Source organism: Acidimicrobiales bacterium, from assembly GCA_016716005.1.
Classification (GTDB): Bacteria; Actinomycetota; Acidimicrobiia; order Acidimicrobiales; family JADJXE01; genus JADJXE01.
The window spans coordinates 1,029,839-1,045,322 of record JADJXE010000001.1 but is presented as its reverse complement, the minus strand read 5'-3'; the positions used below and the strand labels follow the sequence as shown (position 1 = coordinate 1,045,322).

Sequence of the window (15,484 nt, the reverse complement as noted above, 5' to 3'; positions counted from 1 at the left end):
CGCTGGTGCCACCTCCCGCACCCGCCGGAGGCGGGCGTCGTCGTCGCTCGTCGGTCCTTCAGCCGGCCCGGCCGTAGAGCAGGTCGGCCAGGTGGTCCATGTCGTCGATCAGGCCGCCCTGCACCCGGTGCACCTCGGGCAGCCGCAGGGCCGCCTCCAGCGCGCCCAGGCGGTCGTCGGCCGCGCCCCCGGCGCCCCGCACCCAGCGCAGCCCCTCCTCGGCCACCTTCAGCGCCGCTCCTCGCCCGAACACCCGGGAGGCGGTGGCGATGCCGCCGGCGTCGAGGCGGCGGTCGCCCTTCTCGGGCAGGGTGCCCTGGGCGGCGCGAGCGGCCCGCCGGGCGGCCGCGGCCGCGCCCTCGGCCTGGGAGATGAGCTCGCCCAGCCGGAACAGGATGTGCTGGTTGCGGGTGAGCTTGCCCACCCGGCACCACTCGAGCACCTCGGCCAGCGAGTGGTTCGCCAGGGCGGCGGCGTCGGCGCCCACGTGCGGGAGCTGCGCGTGCAGCGCCTCGAGCTGGCGGGCGGCGTCGTGGTAGTGCTGTCCGCGGGTCTTCAGGTGCTGCTGCCACCGGTCGCGGCTGATCGTCATCTCCATGATCTCCGAGGTGCCCTCGTAGATCGTGGTGATGCGCACGTCGCGCTTGATCTTCTCCACCAGGTACTCGCGGGTGTAGCCGTAGCCACCGAGGGCCTGGATCGAGGCCTCGGCCGCGGCGCAGCCGGCTTCGGTGGCCAAGTACTTGGCGATGGCGCCCTCGGTGTTGAGGCTGCCCTCGCCGGCGTCGATGCGCTCGGCCGTCTCCTCGATCACGGCCCGGGAGGCCTCGAGGGCGGCGGCGTGGGGGACGATCAGCTTGTGGACGTAGCCCTGCTTCTCCGACAGGGGCCCACCGGCCTGGATGCGCTCGGTGGAGTAGGCGATGGCCCGGTCGAGGGCGGCCCACCCCCCGCCGAGGCCGAACGCGGCGACCATCAGGCGCGTGTAGCCGAACACCAGCTGGGCCTGCCACAGGCCCTGGCCCTCCACCCCGCCCACGAGGCGGTCGGGTTCCACCATCACGCCGTCGAGGTACAGCGCCGCGGTGTTGGAGAGCCGGATGCCGTGCTTGTCCTCGGGCTTGGCCGAGCTGAAGCCGGGCGTGTCGCGGTCGACGATGAACCAGGTGGGGCCGCCCGGCGCGTTGGCCAGGATCGTGCAGGCGTCGGCGATGCCCCCGTTGCTGATCCACTGCTTGCGCCCGTTGAGCTCGTAGGCGACGACCTCGCCGTCCTTCTCGACGGGCGTGGCCGTCGTCTTCAGCGCTGCCAGGTCGCTGCCGGCCTCCGGCTCGGTGGCGCCGTAGGCGAACAGCAGGCCCTCGTTGGCGATGCGGCCCAGCCAGAGGGTCTTCTGCTCCGGTGTGGCACCCACCAGGATGGGGTCGCTGCCGAGGAACGTGGCCAGCACGCTGGTGGCGACGCCCAGGTCGATACGGGCCATGGCCTCGCACACCCGGTACACGTCGATGGTGCCGCCACCCATGCCGCCGTACTCCTCGGCGATGAACAGCAGCTGGATGCCCAGGTCCTCGCTGCACATGCCCCGGACGACGTCCAGCGGGCACTCGTCCAGGTGGTCGAGCTCGAGGATGCGGGCGTCGGAGAGGTGACGCTCGGCGAACTGCCTGATGGCGTCGAGCGTCATCTCGAGGGTCTCTCGGTCCAACCCCGGCGCCATCTCTGTCTCCCCGCGTCATCGAATCCCGACCCAGGAGGCGGCCGCGTCCCCCCGGAGGCCCGGAGAGCCGGCAGCGCTGCCCGCCCGTGGTGCCCGCCGCCACGCTAGCCACCGCTCGCGGCATTGCGCGAGGGCCCTTCGACGGTGCCGGCGGGGACCTTCGCCACCCGGAGGGTCGCGCGGCGTGCCGGCCGGGCCGGCGGAGCGGGACGTCGTGGCCGGCCGGTGGGGCCGCCGGCCGGCCGGCGGGTAACCTGGGCGACCGCATGTTCGACGCACTGTCCGACCGTTTCGACGGCATCTTCAAGCGACTCCGCGGCAAGGGCCGCCTCGGCGAGGCCGAGGTCGACGAGACCCTCCGCGAGATCCGGCTCGCCCTCCTCGAGGCCGACGTCAACTTCCGCGTCGTCAAGGACCTGGTGGCGCGGATCCGCGAGCGTTGCGTCGGTGCCGAGCTCGGCAAGAGCCTCAGCCCGGCCCAGCAGGTCATCAAGATCGTCAACGAGGAGCTGGTCGCCACGCTCGGCGGCGACACCCTTCGCATCACGTACGCACCCCGCCCGCCCACGGTGGTCCTGATGGCCGGCCTCCAGGGCTCCGGCAAGACCACCAACTCGGCCAAGCTGGCCCGCTGGTTCAAGCAGCAGGGCCGCAACCCGCTGCTGGTCGGGGCCGACCTGCAGCGTCCGGCGGCCGTGGAGCAGCTGCGCACGCTCGGGCGCCAGATCGACGTGCCGGTGTTCTCGCAGCCGGGCGACCCGGTCGCCACCGCCGGCGCCGGCCTCGACGAGGCCCGCCGGCTCGGCCGCGACGTGGTCATCGTCGACACCGCCGGCCGCCTGGCGATCGACACCGAGATGATGGAGCAGGTCCGCCGGGTGTCCCAGCGGCTGTCGCCCCACTTCACGTTCCTCGTCGTCGACGCCATGACCGGCCAGGACGCGGTCACGGTGGCCGAGGCCTTCAACGAGGTCCTCGCCATCGACGGGGTGATCCTCTCCAAGCTCGACGGTGACGCCCGGGGCGGGGCCGCGCTCTCCGTCAAGGAAGTGACGGGCAAGCCCATCGCCTTCGCCTCGACGGGCGAGAAGGTCGCCGACTTCGAGCAGTTCCACCCCGACCGGATGGCGAGCCGGATCCTCGGCATGGGCGACGTGCTCACCCTGATCGAGAAGGCCGAGGAGGCCTACGACCGCGATGAGGCCGAGCAGGCGGCGGCCAAGCTCCTCGAGGGCGACTTCACGCTGGAGGACTTCCTCGAGCAGATGCAGCAGGTGAAGAAGATGGGGCCCATCTCCAACCTGCTCGGTATGATGCCGGGTCTGCCCAAGGAGCTCCGGAAGGCCGAGATCGACGACGGGGAGATCCGCCGCATCGAGGCCATCATCCGCTCCATGACCCCGGAGGAGCGCCGCAAGCCCGAGCTCGTCAACGGCTCGCGCCGGTTGCGCATCGCCACGGGCAGCGGCACCAGCACCGCCGAGGTCAACCAGCTCCTCAAGCAGTTCAAGGACGTCCAGAAGATGATGAAGCGGTTCGGAGGCCTCGGCACCAAGAAGGCCAAGGGCAAGCGGCGGCCCTCGCTGCCGCTCGAGCTGCCGACCCTGCGGTAGGCCCGAGGCCTGCACCAACCCGAGGAGGACACACCCCAGTGGCCGTCAAGCTCCGCCTGATGCGGATGGGCAAGACCAAGCAGCCGACCTACCGGGTGGTGGCGGCCGACAGCCGCTCGCCCCGCGACGGCCGGTTCATCGAGATCGTGGGCACGTACAACCCCCGCTCGGAGCCGTCGTTGGTGAGCATCGACAACGACAAGGCCGTGGCCTGGCTCCGCAAGGGCGCGCAGCCCACCGACACCGTCCGCAAGCTCCTCGAGATCTCGGGCGCCTGGTCCGACTTCACGGGCGCCACCCGATGACCGACGAGCCCACCCCCGGCGCCGGCGACGAGCTCGACGACGACGATCCCAACCGCATCGCGGCCGCCACCGCCCGGGCGGTGCTCGACCACCTGGTGTGCTCCATCGTCGACGATCCCGACGCCGTCGAGGTCGACGTGGAGGAGCGCAGGCGGGGTGTGGCCCTGCTGGTGCACGTGGCACCGGACGACATGGGCCGGGTCATCGGCAAGCGGGGCCGCACCGCGTCCGCCATCCGCACGGTGGTCCGGGCGGCCGCCACCTGCGACGGCGTGGAGGCCGACGTCGACTTCGTCGACTGAGCCTCCCGCCGGTGCCCGCCCCGACCGGCTGCTCGAGGTCGGCCGGGTCGGCCGGGCCCACGGCATGCGGGGAGAGGTGATCGTGGAGCTGGTGACCGACCGCGTCGAGCGGCTCGCCCCCGGGTCGCGCCTGCGCGCCGGCGACGCCGTCGTGGTCGTCGAGGCGGCGCGGCCCCACCAGCGTCGCTGGATCGTGTCGTTCGAGGGCGTCGCCACCCGCACCGGGGCCGAGGCGCTCCACGGCACGGTGCTCCGGGCCGAGCCGCTCGACGATCCCGCGGAGCTGTGGGTCCACGAGCTCGTCGGGGCCGAGGTCGTCGAGGTCGACGGCCGGTCGCGCGGGCGGGTGACGGCCCTGCAGGCGAACCCGGCGAGCGATCTGCTCGTGCTCGACACGGGGGCCCTGGTGCCGGTGCGCTTCGTGGTCGACCACGCCCCCGGCCGTGTGGTGGTGGAGGTCCCGCCGGGCCTGTTCGAGCTGTGAGGACCACGCCGGTCCGCATCCACGTCTTCACGATCTTCCCCGACCTGATCGAGGGCTACTGCTCGGCGAGCATCCTCGGCCGGGCCCGGCGCGACGGGCGGCTCGAGGTCGGGGTGCACGATCTCCGCTCGGAGGCCCACGACCCGCACCGATCCGTCGACGACGCCCCCTTCGGCGGGGGAGCGGGGATGGTGCTCATGCCCGAGCCGCTGTTCGCCTGTGTGGAGGCGGCCGCCCCGCCCCGGCCGCTCTACCTGCTGGGGCCAGCCGGTCGCCCCTTCGACCAGGACGTGGCCCGCGAGCTGGCGTCCCGACCCGGCTTCTCGCTGCTGTGCGGTCGCTACGAGGGCGTCGACGAGCGGGTGCGGGACCACCTGGTCGACGGCGAGCTGTCCATCGGCGACTACGTCCTGGCCGGGGGCGAGCTGGCGGCCCTGGTGGTCGTGGAGGCCGTGGCCCGGCTGATCCCCGGCGTGCTGGGCAACGAGGCGTCGGCGGTGGACGAGAGCTTCGCCGACGGGCTGCTCGAGGGGCCGCACTACACCCGGCCGGCCGACTTCCGGGGCTGGCCCGTCCCCGAGGTGCTGCGCAGCGGCGACCACGGCCGGATCGCCCGTTGGCGGCGGGCCCAGGCCCTGGTCCGCACCCGCACCGAGCGTCCCGACCTGTGGGCGGCACGGGGCGGGCTCACCGAGTCCGAGCGGGGCCTGTTGGAGGAGTTCGGCCTGATGGCCTATCCTGCGGAGTCCCCCCACGAAGACCCCGGCACACGAGGCGCGCCATGAACCCCACCGATCTCGTCGATCAGGCCACCAGGCGTGACGACATCCCGGAGTTCGCTCCCGGCGACACCCTGAAGGTGCACGTGCGGGTCGTCGAGGGCAACAAGGAGCGCATCCAGGTGTTCCAGGGCGTCGTCACCCGGCGCCAGGGCGACGGCATCCGAGAGACCTTCACGGTCCGCAAGGTGAGCTACGGCGTCGGCGTGGAGCGCACCTTCCCCGTGCACTCGCCGGTGGTCGCCAAGATCGAGCGCATCACGCGGGGCGACGTGCGTCGGGCCAAGCTCTACTACCTCCGTGACCGGGTCGGGAAGGCCGCCAAGGTCAAGGAGAAGCGCGACTGACGCGAGCCCCCGTCGCCGGCGCGGCAGGCGCCGGCCCCCACCCGTCGCCGGCCGGGGAGCGCCGATGAGCACCGAAGACCTCGAGGCCTACGAGGCCGAGATCGAGCTGCAGCTCTACCGGGAGTACAAGGACGTGAGTCCCATGTTCTCCTTCGTGGTCGAGACCGAGCGGCGGTTCTACCTGGCCAACGAGGTCGACGTGCAGGTGCGCGACGTGGGCGGCCGCACGTACGTCGAGCTCGAGCTGCGCGACGCGTGGGTGTGGGACATGTACCGCCAGACGCGCTTCGTGCCGTCGGTGCGGATCGTGACGTTCAAGGACGTCAACGTCGAGGAGCTCCCGCGCAAGGACCTGTAGGCCGGTGGCCGATCGCCGCCGCGCCCTCGGCGCCTCCGGCGAGGAGGCGGCCGCCCGCTGGTACGTCGAGCGGGGCTATGACGTGCTGGCCCGCAACTGGCGGTGCCGGAGCGGCGAGATCGACCTGATCCTGCGCCGGGGTCGCACCGTCGTCATCTCGGAGGTGAAGACCCGCTCGTCCGACGCCTTCGGGGCGCCGGTGGAGGCCGTCGGCCGGGACAAGCGGGTGAGGCTGCGGCACCTCGCGGCCCGGTGGCTCGAGGAGTCGGGGGTGCGGGCCGGCGAGATCCGCTTCGACGTGGTGTCCGTGCTCGCCGGGCAGGTCGAGGTGATCGAGGGTGCGTTCTAGACACCCCACGGCTGGAAGGGGTCAAGCGGCGACGGGGAGGTGGTGGCCCCAGGCGAGGTGCTCGTCGTAGAGCTCGTTGCGTTCGAGGCAGGTGTGGAGGATGCCGACCCAGCGGTTGGCGAGCTGGCGGAGCGCTTGGCGGTGCGTCTTGTTCCGGGCTCTGAGCTGGTCGTGGTAGCGGCGGGCCCCAGGTGAGTGGGTGAGGGAGCAGAAGGCCCACTGGTCGAGCGCGCCGGCCAAGCGGCGGGGTCGGGCGTGGCGTGCCAGCACGACGTGGGATCGGCCGGACGCCTTGGTGATGGGTGCGCTGCCGGCGAAGTTCTTGCGACACTTGGCGGTGGCGAAACGGGTTCGGTCATCACCGAACTCGCCCAGCACCCGGGCGCCGAGAACCGTCCCCAGTCCTGGCAGGGATCGGACGATCTTGGCGTCCGGGTGCTCGTCGAACCCCTCGCCGAGGGCCTCCTCCAGCGCGGCGATCTCCCGGGTCTGCGACACGATCACGGCCACCGTGGAGCGGGCCACGACGCCGTAGGCGGCGCTGAGCCGGCCGGGAGCAGCGAGCTGCTCGGACCGCAACGCCGCCTGGATCTCGGCGGCTCGAGCGTCGACGTTGCGTTGCCGGCCGCCGCGGCGCAACGCCGACGCGATCTTGGACCGGGACAGCAGGCGGCCCTGCTCGGGTGTCGGGGCGATGGCGAGCACCGACGTGGCGTCGCTGCTGGCCAGGTCGGTGCCGAACGCGATCAGCGCAGCCGGGTAGTACTCCCGCAACGCCGACCGGAGGCTGTTCAGATGACGTTGCCGGGACCAGATCGCCGACTGGTGGGCCCGGGCCACCACCTTCACCGCTTCCACCAGCTCAGAGTCACCGGCAATGCGGCGATGGTTGTGCCGGTCGGTGCGGACCAGATCGGCCAGCACCTTGGCGTCGCCCCGGTCCGACTTAGCACCCGACACCCCGTGGCGTTCCCGATAGCGGGCTGACGCCATCGGGTTCACCGCGAGACCTCGTAGCCCACCGTGACCAGCGCCCCGACCAGCAGGCCACGGTCCAGTTCGATCCCGACCGCCACGTCACTGGGGTCCTCGGCGTGTTCAGCCAGCAGCGCGCAGCCCGCGACACCGGCGACACCGTCGCTCACCCGGCGGCGGCCCAGCACAGCGCCCTGGTCGTCGAGCACGCAGACGTCGTGATGGGCCTCGGCCCAGTCGACGCCAACGAAGATCATCGGACCCCTCCTCTGCTCGATGGGTTGTTGAGCCTCGAGGAGTTCCGCAGCGACCTAATGGATCAGTGCTCAACGGCACGCCACCCCACAAGCTGTCGACCTCCTCACCGACCAGCAGGGGCACGATCTAGAACTAGAGCTCAAGGCTCGGGCCGAAACAGTGCTGCCCTGCTGGCGGCTCGGTGACCAGCCTGCCCGAAGGCCGAACCGATCGGACCCCATTAGGCCGGCCTGGCGGTCAGCGGGGCCGGGGCTCCGGGCCCGGCCGGCGGCGGTGCCGGTACCGCCAGCAGGGGTGGTGCCAGTGGCGCCGCAGCTCGGGGTCGGCCAGCGGCACCACCACCAGGTGGCCCGTGCCGGCGTCGATCTCACCGTTGCAGCCCGGGCACCGGTAGGCCTTCACGGCCTGGTAGGGCTGGATGCGGCGGACCTCGACCTCGTCGTCGCCCAGCGGCTCGAGCATGAGCGGCGCCGTCAGCCGAGCAGCGCCCGGACGACCAGCAGCGCGCACGCGACCGGCGCGGCCACGAGCAGGGCCAGGTCGGCGGTCGAGCCCTGCCGGCTGCGGAACGGGTCGAGGCCCACGGGCCTCAGTATCGTGCCCGCCCATGCAGACCCTCCAGACCGAGCAGGCCGACGGTGTCCTCACCGTCACGCTGAACCGCCCGCACCGCAAGAACGCCATCGACCAGGCGATGTTCGGTGAGCTGCTGGAGGTGTTCGAGGCGGCTGCCGACGACGACGGCGTCCGGGTGGTCGTCGTCACGGGCGCCGGTGGGGCGTTCTGCTCAGGTGCAGACCTGAGCCCCGAGGCGCTCACGCGCCACGGCCTGGCCCGGATGCGTCACGTGGCCGACGTCGCCCTCGCCCTGCACCGGCTGCCCAAGCCCACCATCGCCAAGGTGAACGGCGTCGCCGTCGGCGCGGGCGCGAACCTTGCGCTCGGGTGCGACCTGATCGTGGCGTCCAAGGACGCCCGCTTCTCGGAGATCTTCGCCCGGCGGGGCCTGTCGGTCGACTTCGGCGGCAGCTGGCTGCTGCCCCGGCTGGTCGGGCTGCACAAGGCCAAGGAGCTCGCCTTCTTCGCCGACATCGTCTCCGCCGACGAGGCCGAGCGGCTGGGCCTCGTGAACCGGGTGGTGCCGGCCGACGAGCTCGACGCCTTCGTCGACGGCTGGGCCCGGCGGCTCGTGGCCGGCCCGCCCATCGCGCTGTCGATGACCAAGACCATGCTGAACCACTCGCTCATGGTCTCGATGGACCAGGCCCTCGAGGACGAGGCCCGCTGCCAGACCGTGAACTTCTCCACCAGCGACACCGCCGAGGCGATGACGGCCTTCCTCCAGAAGCGCGAGCCCCGCTTCGAGGGGCGGTAGGCCCGGATCAGGGCGGGGCCGACGGGTCCCATGCGGGGCGGCCGTCCCGCACGCGGGCCAGCACCGCCGAGCGGAAGCGCTCGAAGGGCAGGGCGCTGCCTGCCGCCCCCTCCAGGTGCAGCGCGGGCGTGAGATCGCTCGGGGCGTCGGCGACCCAGCGACCGGCCGGCTCGTCGAGGCTGAGCGCGGCCGCCACCGGCCCCAGGTCGACCCGCGGGCGAGGCCGGCGGGACACCAGCTGCACCCAGCCCTCGTAGCGCTCTCGGAGCTCGTAGCGGGCGCCCTGGCGCGTCAGCACCCGGACGCACGGGCTCGCCCGGTGCACGGCCATCGGGTGCAGGGGCCCGTATCCGCCACCGAGGGCCCCCGTCAGCTCCAGGTCGTCGTCGATGTCGACCTCGACGAGATCGAGGTCGGGGTGCTCGGTGAGCCGGGCCCGGCCGTCGGCGAGGGCGCGCCCGCTGGCCTCCAGCCAGGCGTGCTCGGGAGCCCAGAGGTCGCGCCGGCGCTCGGGGTGATCGGTCAGCTCCGCCAGGACGCCGAGCAGCTCGCCGGTGAGGGCCGCCATGCCCAGGGGGTGGGGCAGGGCGAACAGCGACGGGTCCAGGGTCGAGCGCTCCCCGTCCATGAGGGCGGCCAGCGCGAAGGCGATCCGCGCGGCCTGCTCGTCGCGGGTGACCGCGAAGTCGCCGGCGCGGGCGACCTCCACCAGGCGGGCGCGGCGGGGCGTGGCCGCCACCGGGTCGACCAGCGCGAAGAGGCTCACCAGGCCGTCCTCGTCCAGGTGGTTGTTCGACACCGCCTCGGCGGCCACGTGCAGGTCCGGCCGGTCGAGGTAGCGGAAGGCGATCTCGGCGGAGAGGTCCGCGCGCAGCGCCGGGGGCGTGGCCGCCCCCGGCCAGTGGGAGAGGGTGAGCACGGTGTCCGGGCCTGCCGCCCCGTCGACGATCACGTTGGGCACGCCGGCCAGCTCGTGGTACGCGACGTAGCGGAGCACGACGAGCACGGTACCGGTGCCGCGCGGCGGTGCCGCGGGGCGGCGCCGCGTAATCGCCGGTCGTCGCGACACCCCCTCGCTACCATCGTCTCGGCTCGTCGGTGCGCCCCAGCGCCGTCCTCCTCCGGTCGTCGGTCGAGGAGGCCGCCGTGCTCGCCAGGGTCGCATCCGCCACCGTGCTCGGGGTGCAGGGAAGCCCCGTCTCCGTCGAGGTCCACGTGGCGGGCGGGCTGCCCGCCTTCAGCGTCGTGGGTCACCCCGACGCCTCGTGCCGGGAGTCGCGTGACCGGGTGCGGGCGGCGCTCCTGTCGAGCGGGTTGCCGTGGCCGCTCAAGCGGATCACCGTCAACCTGGCGCCGTCGTGGGTGCCCAAGGGCGGCGCCGGCCTCGATCTCCCGATCGCCGTCGCGCTGCTGATGGCCAGCGGCGATCTCCAGCCTGCAGAGGCCGTCACCGGCTTCGGGTTCCTCGGCGAGCTCGGCCTCGACGGGTCGGTCCGGCGGGTCCCGGGCACCGTGTCGCTGGTCGACGCGCTGCAGGCCGAGGTCGCGGTGGTGCCGGCCGAGGCCGCGGGAGAGGCGACCCTCGTCGGCCGTCACGTGGTGCGGCCCGTCCGCACCCTCGGGGAGCTCGTGGCCGCGCTCCGCGGCGAGGCGCCCTGGCCCGATCCGCCCGATCCACCCCGCCCGGAGCCCGAGCCGCCCCAGCCCGACCTGGGCGACGTGCGCGGGCAGGCCGTCGCTCGGTTCGCCCTCGAGGTGGCCGCATCGGGTGGGCACCACCTGCTGCTCGTCGGTCCGCCGGGCGCCGGCAAGACGATGCTGGCGCGTCGCCTCCCCGGGCTGCTGCCGCCCCTCGACCACGAGCAGACGATGGAGGTCACCCGCATCCACTCGGCCGCGGGCGTTCCCCTCCCGCCCGGCGGGCTGGTGCGTCAGCCCCCGTTCCGGGCCCCTCACCACGGCGCGTCGCCGGTCTCGCTCATCGGCGGGGGCACGTCCGCCATGCGGCCGGGCGAGATCAGCCTGGCCACGCACAGGGCTACAATTAGGTTTCATGAGGCGAGGGATCGTGTACGCCAGGATCAGCAGGAACCCGCGACGCGACGAGGTGGGGGTGCGCCGGCAGGCCCGAGAGTGCCGCGAGCTGGCCGAACGGCACGACGTCGAAGTCGTGGCCGAGCACCTCGACGACGACCGCTCGGCGTTCAGCCGGCGCCGCCGTCCCGCCTGGGAGCAGGTCGTCGCCGCCATCCGCCGGGGCGAGGCCGACGTGCTCGTCGCCTGGCACCCCGACCGGATCACCCGCGCCCCCCGCGAGCTGGAGGACGTGATCGACCTCCTGAACGGCAAGGACGCCGGCTCCGAGCGGATCGTGCGCCCACCGGTCGACGTGCTCACCGTGCAGACCGGGCTCTACGACTTGACGACCCCGGCCGGGCGCATGTCGGCCCGCCTGGTCGGCACGGTCGCCCGCTACGAGAGCGAGCACCGCTCGGCGCGGATCAGGTCGAAGCACGCCGAGATGGCGCGGGAGGGCCGCCCGTCCGGCGGTGGCACCCGGCCCTTCGGCTACGCCGACGACCGGGTGACCGTGATCCCCGCCGAGGCCGACGCCGTGCGCTGGGCGGCCGGGCGGATCGTCGCCGGGGACTCGCTCGGCGCCGTGATCCGCGGCATGCCAGTCCCGACCGTGACCGGCGGGCCGTGGACCCGCCAGGTCTTGCACCGGGTGCTCACCGCTCCCCGCACCGCCGGGCTGCGCGGCCACGAAGGCGAAGCGGTGGCCGACGGGACGTGGCCGGCTCTGCTCGACCGGCCGACGTGGGAGAAGGTGCGGGCCGTGCTCCAAGACCCGGCCCGCCGTCACCGCCGGCCCGCACGCCGCTACCTGCTCACGGGGCTGGTCTACGCGCCCGACGGCCGCCGGTTCGTGTCCCGCCCGAACGCCGACGGCACCCGCTGCTACGTGGTCCCGTCGCCCGACGGGTCGAAGGTGCTCGCCGAGCCGCTCGAGGATCTGGTGGTCGCCGCTGCGCTCGCCGCTCTGGACGAGGCGCCGTTCCCGTCGCCCGCCACCCCCGACGACCCGGCCGCCGACGACGTGGCGCGGCTCCAGGCCGAGCTCGACGAGCTGGCCGTGGTCCGCGGCGCCGGGACGATCACCCTGGCCGAGTGGCTCGCGGCACGCGAGGGGATCGTCGCCCGGCTCGACGCCGCTCGCACGGCGCTCGGGGCGGCCGGACGCCGCCCCGCCGTGGTCGAGCTGCTCGGCGCCCCCGGCGTGCTCCGAGCCCGCTGGGACGGGCTGACGGTCGAGCAGAAGCGCGACGCGCTCGCCGCCGTGGTCGCCCGCGTGGTGGTCGCCCCGGCGGTCCGCGGGCGCAACCGCTTCGACACCGACCGGGTGCAGATCGACTGGGCCGACCCGATCGATCGCATCGGCTGACAGGATCGACCCTGGGGGCCCGGGCCCCTCAGAGCCAGACGTCGCCTCTGGCGGCGAGGCCGATCAGCCGGCCGACCCGCACCCTGGGAGCGTGGCCGCACACCCGGCACGGCCCGAGCTGCACCGCGTCGCCACGGCGCGTCAGCGGCACCGCCCGGCTCTCCGCCAGCGCCGGCGCACGGCCGCCGAGCACCTCGAGCGGGTCGTGGCCGCCGACACCGGCCAGCCACGCCCGATGCGCCGACCGGGCCGTCCGCCGCTCCACCGGGACCAGCCGCCAGTCGTCGCCGTGAGCCGCGATCAGCTCGGCCGGCGCTCCACGCTCGACCAGCTCCCGGTCGAGGCCACGCTGCAGCTCGGCGAACGCCGGAGCGACCGACCCGGGCCGACGGCTGGCGCACACCCGGCACCGAACCGCCACCGAACTACACGCGTGTGATTTCACGGTGCTAGAGTAGCGCCCGTCAGTTAGAGGCCATGGGCTCCGCCCCTCGCAGGCCCGCCGCACCCGGGTAACCACTCCCGCTACCGGCTGGGCTCCGTGAGGCACGCCCATGCGACTCCTGACCACCCGAGAAGCCGCCGACGAGCTGCGCTGCTCCACCGGCTTCGTCTACAAGCTGATCCGCACCGGCCGTCTGACCACGACGACGATCGGCCGGAAGCGGTACGTCCCGGCCGACGCCATCGAGCAGATCATCGAGGCGGGCACGAAGGCGGCCGAGCGATGACCGCCGACCGCGCCGCCGTCGAACGCATCCTCGACCAGCGGGAGGCCACCGGCCGCCCCCGCACGATCACCGACCCGGCGATCCTGGCGCGGGTCGCCGCCATCCTGAACGACCGGCCCGACCCCGTGCGGGCCGGCTCGTCGCGTCTGGACGCAGCGTGATGCCCGCCATCCGTAACGCCGTGACGGCTGGCCACCGTTGCGCGTCCTGCGACACCACGTTCACGCCGTCCCGATCCGACGCCATCTACTGCTCGGGGGCGTGCCGTCAGCGGGCCCTACGCCAGCGCCGCCGCACCGCCCCGCAGGCCCGGGCCCGGGCCCCCCAGCCGGCGATGCCACGCCGCCCACGGCCAGGGCTCCACACCCTCGCCGCCCTCGTGGTCGAGCTCGAACGAGGCGTCGACACCTACGAGACCCGGATCACCAGCATCATCACCGAGACCTACAACGTGAACGAGCCCCGGGAGGCGGGTCCCGGGGCTCGCGGTGACGTTCTTCAGGCTGCTGGGCATGAAGGGCGGCGTCATGGGCAATCGTAACCGCGACCTGTTGCAGTACGTGGCGAACCGGGCTGCGGTGCGGGGCGACCTGCGCGACCCGGTGCGCACCGCCCAGCAGCTCGCCCATGTTCACGGCGGCCGTGAACGGGCCCGCCGGTTCCTGCTCACGGTCCTCGAGCTGCTCGACCGGCAGGGGGCGCAGCGGTGACCACGATCCCGTTCCCCGAACCGACCGTCGACCCCCTCGAGCGGATCGCCGCCGCCGCCGAACGCCAAGCCGAAGCCGCCGAGGACAGCGCAAGCCACCTCTACAGCATCGAGAAGCGGCTCGACGAGCTGTGCCGGCTCGGCGACGAGCTCGGCGACATCGTCGACCACGCCGCCGAACAGACCCAGTGGCTCGTCGAAGCCGTCAAGGAGCTCGCCCACGGCGACCGCCACAACCTCTACCAGGGGCTCCTGGCGTCGGCCCAGCAGATCGCCGCCCACACCGACCACATCGCCGACCAGGCGCAGGTGATCGCCCAGACGGAGATCCGGCGCCTAGAACAAGGAGAGCCCGCTGTCAGCGCCAGGACCGGCGTGCCACCCGCCCTGCTCATCGAACAGCAGGTGGGGCGGATCGTCACGTCGAAGGCCAAGGGGTACAAGCCGGCCAACACCCTGCAGCGCGCCCTCGACGCCCTCGTCGGCCACGTGATCGACGGGCGCACCACCCGCCACGACGTGCTCTCCGCGCTCATCCCCGCCGCCAAGCTCGCCGGTGTCGCCAAGCCAGACGTCGACGCCGCCGTCGCCGCCTTCGACCAGAAGGTCGGCAGGCCGTGAGCGACCACGACTATTGGAACGGCGACGGCGACGAGGACGCCCCCGCCACGTCGTGGGCCGCCGTCGACCTCACCGACGCCCTCGACGGCGGCGACCTCCCCGGCCCCGCCATGCTCACCCGCAGCGACGGCGAACACCTGCTCTACCGCGGCCGCGTCCACTGGTTCATGGGCGAATCCGAGTCGTGCAAGTCGTGGGCCGCGATGGCCGGCGCCGCCCAGGTCGTCGCCGCCGGCGGCCGGGTCCTGTGGGTCGACTTCGAGGACGACGAACGTGGGATCGTCGCCCGCCTGGTCGCCCTCGGCGCCACCCGAGAGCAGATCGCCGCCCACTTCGTGTACGTCCGACCCGACGAACCGCTCGCCGACCGGCACGGCACCCCCACCGGCGCCGCCGTCGACCTCGCCGGCCACCTCGCCCAGCCGTGGGACCTCGTCGTCATCGACGGTGTCACCGAGGCGATGGTCACCGAAGGGCTCGACCTCATGTCGAACGCCGACGTGGCCCGCTGGATGCGAGCCCTGCCCCGCAGGTTCGCCGAGCAGGGCGCCGCCGTCTCCTGCATCGACCACGTCACCAAGAGCACCGAGACCCGAGGCCGCTACGCCATCGGCGGGCAGCACAAGCTCGCCGGCATCTCCGGCGCCGCCTACCGGTTCGACGTCGTCAGGACGTTCGCCCGGCCCGTCGGCTCCGACCCGTCCGAAGGCGTGGTGACGGTCACCGTCACCAAGGACCGGCCCGGCCACGTCCGCGGGCGCAGCATCGACGGCCGGGTCGCCACGATGGCCCTCACCGGATGGCCCGACGGTGGCGTCACGATCAGCCTCGACCCGCCGGGAGACGAACCGGCCGACCATGCGCTCACGCTCCGCATCCTCGAGCACCTCTCCGTCTACGACGGGCTCGCCAAGGGACGCATCGAAACCGAGGTGTCCGGCAAGGCGACCGCCATCCGCGTCGCCCTCAAAGCCGCGGTCGAGCACGGCTGGCTCGTCGTGCAGACCGTCGGCAACGCCCACCGCCACTACCTCACGCAGGCCGGCCGGGAGCAGCTCCAATGAGCAAGTCTCGTCCCTCGTCCCGGTCTCGTCCCACCTCGTCCCGACAAGA

Annotated in this window: 19 protein-coding genes and 2 pseudogenes; 16 read left to right on the top strand and 5 right to left on the bottom strand. The window is 73.3% G+C overall.

The features are described 5' to 3' along the window. Positions 1–58 precede the first annotated feature (58 nt). A complete protein-coding gene (locus IPM45_05085) occupies positions 59–1,720 on the bottom strand; it encodes an acyl-CoA dehydrogenase family protein (protein MBK9178937.1) in 1,662 nt (553 codons plus the stop codon). A gap of 266 nt (positions 1,721–1,986) precedes the next feature. Between IPM45_05085 and ffh the strand changes: the two genes are divergently transcribed. The 8 genes from ffh to IPM45_05045 all read left to right on the top strand — a co-directional run bounded on the left by ffh (position 1,987) and on the right by IPM45_05045 (position 6,257). Next, a complete protein-coding gene (gene ffh, locus IPM45_05080; protein ID MBK9178936.1) occupies positions 1,987–3,333 on the top strand; it encodes a signal recognition particle protein in 1,347 nt (448 codons plus the stop codon). A gap of 38 nt (positions 3,334–3,371) precedes the next feature. Further along, positions 3,372–3,638 carry a 30S ribosomal protein S16 gene (gene rpsP, locus IPM45_05075; protein MBK9178935.1) on the top strand — a complete coding sequence of 89 codons (267 nt, stop codon included), beginning with the start codon at positions 3,372–3,374 and terminating at the stop codon, positions 3,636–3,638. Next, positions 3,635–3,940: a KH domain-containing protein gene (locus IPM45_05070; protein MBK9178934.1), complete on the top strand. Its 306-nt coding sequence runs from the start codon at positions 3,635–3,637 to the stop codon at positions 3,938–3,940. The genes rpsP and IPM45_05070 overlap by 4 nt, the downstream gene beginning before the upstream one ends. 64 nt (positions 3,941–4,004) lie before the next feature. Beyond that, positions 4,005–4,424, top strand: coding sequence for a ribosome maturation factor RimM (locus IPM45_05065; GenBank protein ID MBK9178933.1), 420 nt, complete (start codon positions 4,005–4,007; stop codon positions 4,422–4,424). Next, positions 4,421–5,209, top strand: coding sequence for a tRNA (guanosine(37)-N1)-methyltransferase TrmD (trmD, locus tag IPM45_05060; protein ID MBK9178932.1), 789 nt, complete (start codon positions 4,421–4,423; stop codon positions 5,207–5,209). The genes IPM45_05065 and trmD overlap by 4 nt, the downstream gene beginning before the upstream one ends. Further along, on the top strand, positions 5,206–5,550 hold the full coding sequence (rplS, locus tag IPM45_05055) for a 50S ribosomal protein L19 (GenBank protein ID MBK9178931.1): 345 nt from the start codon (positions 5,206–5,208) through the stop codon (positions 5,548–5,550). Before trmD ends, rplS begins: the two co-directional genes overlap by 4 nt. Positions 5,551–5,614: 64 nt before the next feature. Then, positions 5,615–5,908 carry a DUF2469 domain-containing protein gene (locus tag IPM45_05050; GenBank protein MBK9178930.1) on the top strand — a complete coding sequence of 98 codons (294 nt, stop codon included), beginning with the start codon at positions 5,615–5,617 and terminating at the stop codon, positions 5,906–5,908. 4 nt (positions 5,909–5,912) lie between these two features. Next, complete coding sequence (locus IPM45_05045; protein MBK9178929.1) at positions 5,913–6,257, top strand: YraN family protein; 345 nt, start codon at positions 5,913–5,915, stop codon at positions 6,255–6,257. A 21-nt stretch (positions 6,258–6,278) separates the two neighbouring features. On the opposite strand, the pseudogene IPM45_05040 reads toward IPM45_05045, so the two are convergent. Further along, positions 6,279–7,489 (bottom strand): annotated as a pseudogene (locus IPM45_05040) (IS110 family transposase). A 238-nt stretch (positions 7,490–7,727) separates the two neighbouring features. Continuing rightward, the gene (locus tag IPM45_05035) at positions 7,728–7,952 is read right to left on the bottom strand and encodes a hypothetical protein (GenBank protein ID MBK9178928.1); all 225 of its coding nucleotides are present in this window, start codon (positions 7,950–7,952) and stop codon (positions 7,728–7,730) included. Between the two features lie 145 nt (positions 7,953–8,097). Here IPM45_05035 and IPM45_05030 point away from each other — a divergent pair, with 145 nt between their 5' ends. Next, positions 8,098–8,865 carry an enoyl-CoA hydratase/isomerase family protein gene (locus tag IPM45_05030; GenBank protein ID MBK9178927.1) on the top strand — a complete coding sequence of 256 codons (768 nt, stop codon included), beginning with the start codon at positions 8,098–8,100 and terminating at the stop codon, positions 8,863–8,865. 7 nt (positions 8,866–8,872) lie between these two features. On the opposite strand, the gene IPM45_05025 is transcribed toward IPM45_05030, so the two are convergent. Then, a complete protein-coding gene (locus IPM45_05025; GenBank protein MBK9178926.1) occupies positions 8,873–9,862 on the bottom strand; it encodes a hypothetical protein in 990 nt (329 codons plus the stop codon). Positions 9,863–10,377: 515 nt separating this feature from the next. On the opposite strand from IPM45_05025, the pseudogene IPM45_05020 reads away from it, so the two are divergent. Together IPM45_05020 and IPM45_05015 are read left to right on the top strand one after the other, a co-directional pair. Beyond that, positions 10,378–10,899, top strand: a pseudogene (locus IPM45_05020) (ATP-binding protein). 19 nt (positions 10,900–10,918) lie between these two features. Further along, complete coding sequence (locus IPM45_05015) at positions 10,919–12,310, top strand: recombinase family protein (protein ID MBK9178925.1); 1,392 nt, start codon at positions 10,919–10,921, stop codon at positions 12,308–12,310. A gap of 28 nt (positions 12,311–12,338) precedes the next feature. Here IPM45_05015 and IPM45_05010 read toward each other — a convergent pair whose 3' ends face one another. Further along, positions 12,339–12,755: a hypothetical protein gene (locus tag IPM45_05010; protein MBK9178924.1), complete on the bottom strand. Its 417-nt coding sequence runs from the start codon at positions 12,753–12,755 to the stop codon at positions 12,339–12,341. A 109-nt stretch (positions 12,756–12,864) separates the two neighbouring features. Here IPM45_05010 and IPM45_05005 point away from each other — a divergent pair, with 109 nt between their 5' ends. The 5 genes from IPM45_05005 (at position 12,865) to IPM45_04985 (ending at position 15,435) form a co-directional block, all read left to right on the top strand. Beyond that, a complete protein-coding gene (locus tag IPM45_05005) occupies positions 12,865–13,041 on the top strand; it encodes a helix-turn-helix domain-containing protein (protein MBK9178923.1) in 177 nt (58 codons plus the stop codon). Beyond that, positions 13,038–13,202, top strand: coding sequence for a hypothetical protein (locus tag IPM45_05000; GenBank protein ID MBK9178922.1), 165 nt, complete (start codon positions 13,038–13,040; stop codon positions 13,200–13,202). Before IPM45_05005 ends, IPM45_05000 begins: the two co-directional genes overlap by 4 nt. 327 nt (positions 13,203–13,529) lie before the next feature. Further along, positions 13,530–13,751: a hypothetical protein gene (locus IPM45_04995; protein MBK9178921.1), complete on the top strand. Its 222-nt coding sequence runs from the start codon at positions 13,530–13,532 to the stop codon at positions 13,749–13,751. Further along, positions 13,748–14,371 (top strand): hypothetical protein, encoded by a 624-nt coding sequence (locus tag IPM45_04990; protein MBK9178920.1) that lies wholly within the window; start codon positions 13,748–13,750, stop codon positions 14,369–14,371. The genes IPM45_04995 and IPM45_04990 overlap by 4 nt, the downstream gene beginning before the upstream one ends. Then, positions 14,368–15,435, top strand: coding sequence for an AAA family ATPase (locus tag IPM45_04985; GenBank protein MBK9178919.1), 1,068 nt, complete (start codon positions 14,368–14,370; stop codon positions 15,433–15,435). Before IPM45_04990 ends, IPM45_04985 begins: the two co-directional genes overlap by 4 nt. Positions 15,436–15,484: the final 49 nt, after the last annotated feature.